Origin of the sequence: Acinetobacter sp. Ver3 (genome assembly GCF_000632455.1) — a bacterium.
Classification (GTDB): domain Bacteria; phylum Pseudomonadota; class Gammaproteobacteria; order Pseudomonadales; family Moraxellaceae; genus Acinetobacter.
This window is the reverse complement of sequence record NZ_JFYL01000140.1, coordinates 1-2,054: the sequence shown is the minus strand read 5'-3', so window position 1 is coordinate 2,054 and position 2,054 is coordinate 1. Positions and strand designations below refer to the sequence as shown.

Genomic DNA, 2,054 nt, shown 5'->3' with positions numbered 1-2,054 from the left:
TAATTTATAATTAAGCTAATTAATAATTAAGCTAATATTTTTCATTTAAAAACAATACTATATCCACTTTAAGGTGGAGGGTTTGTCATCTTAAAGTGGAAGAGTTGTCTTCTATAAGTGGAAAGATGATCACTTAAAAGTGGAATTCTTGTCACTATAAAGTGGAGTAGATGTCACTTAAAAGTGGAATATTTGTCACTATAGTGGAATGCTTGTCACTGTTAATTATAAAATATAGGTATTATTATTTAAAATATAGATAAAACAATTACTTATGATGTTGATAACTTGGTTAAGTTGTGTGCAATAGTGGAAAAAAAATCACTTACAAAAATAATATTGTGGATAAAGTTGTAATGCTTTTTTAACTAGACCACTTTTTGATATATTTATTGATCTAAGAGTGGAAAGAATTTCACGCACTCACCCTAGAATGCAGATATTTTGTTCTTATGACTAAACTCGATATTCTTTTTCAGTGATCTGCGTTTTTTTAAAGGTGGAAAACTTGTCATATCGAAATAGGTTAATTGATTATTTAAAATCCATTATGGGTATTTATTCATCAATCCGTATTTCTATAAAGAATCAAAAACATCTAAAAGTGGAGTGTTTGTCATCTTTGGGTGGAATTAAAAAATAAAATTCCACTTTTAATTGATTTTTATCTAAATCTGGTGACAAGTATTCCACCTTAGGTTTTTTAGGTGAAAGTGTTGAATATTTTTCCACTTTTTTATATAACATGCATAATCAACTTAAGCACACTTAAAATAGTTAATACTCTTTATGTCAGAACTAAGCCATAACAAAGAAGAGCTGGATTCAATCCCGTACTGCATAGGTAATATTCGTCACAATGGGGTTGTAAGTACTAGCAATCGTTTGATACGCCCTATTGAATTGTCAGCGAATGAATATAAAGCACTTTTATACGCGATGGCTGTTGCCAATTACGGTGAGAAGAATCATATCGATAAAGAGATTAGTGAACAAACATACATCTATCTGTATAAAGATGATTTAGCTGAATTATTGGGATTAAGTAAGCGAAATTCAATTAATGTAGCCATTGATCGAATTTACAAAGAACTTTCATCCCGTGTGGCGCACTTTGTAATTGAAGAACCTGTAGATGATATAAAGAAAAAGACTAAAAGAGTTCACTCGGTTGTCCCTATTATCCGTGAGTTAAGATGGGAAGATGATTCAAAGAATGCACTTCAAATCAGATTTACCAGTGAAGTATTACCTTACTTTACTCAATTAGCTGGTGGTAATTTTACAACATACCAACTTAAACATTTATTTGCTCTAGATTCAGTTGCAAGTATGAGTCTTTATACCTATTTCATAAAAAACGAATTCAAATTTAAGACTCAGGAAATCTACGAAGTTCCATTATTATTAGAGAATCTCAAAGCCCTAATTGATATAAATGAAACTAAATATGACCGTTGGGTTGATTTTCGACGTTATGTATTAGATAAAATTGTAGCTGAAATTAATGAAAATACCGATTTACAATTAGAATATGAAACAATTAAAAAAGGACGGCCTATTGTAGGCGTAAAATTTAAATTACATCATCGTAGCTTTGAGAAACCTGTAATTGAAAATAAAAAGGCCGAAAAATTAAAGATCTACTTAGATGTTCCATTTGAAGATAATGCTGAGGTAAAAGATCTAGGTGCAAAATTCGATACCACTGTACGTTCATGGTATATTTTTAATGATGATGAAAATTATTTACAGCTTGAAAAGTGGTTTAAGACTGAAGGTTGCCTCACAGACTCTCAAGCAAACGTTGTTATTAATGATTCATTATTTCAAATGGATTTTGCTGAAGTAGGAATGAGCTTAAGTGACTTTAAGAGAAAAATGAAAAATAAATTGAAAACAGATAGTAAATTTGTGGAAGGCATCAAGGATCGTCTAAATGAAATTTTCGGAAAGGATATTATCTAGGAGTGTAGCAACTTGCTACACTTTTATCGGCTATTCTTAGTTCAAGAAACCACTTATAACTTTAATTAGTAAAACAGTTGGTGGTA

1 protein-coding gene is annotated in these 2,054 nt (G+C 30.4%); it reads left to right on the top strand.

All coding sequences use genetic code 11. From position 1 onward, the window contains the following. Positions 1-789: 789 nt before the first annotated feature. Positions 790-1,968: a replication initiation protein gene (locus CL42_RS15910; RefSeq protein WP_035270863.1), complete on the top strand. Its 1,179-nt coding sequence runs from the start codon at positions 790-792 to the stop codon at positions 1,966-1,968. The last annotated feature ends 86 nt before the right edge of the window (positions 1,969-2,054 follow it).

Excerpts from the sequence above, each read along its gene's own strand:
- CL42_RS15910 (WP_035270863.1), top strand. The coding sequence starts at position 790 with ATGTCAGAACTAAGCCATAACAAAGAAGAGCTGGATTCAATCCCGTAC.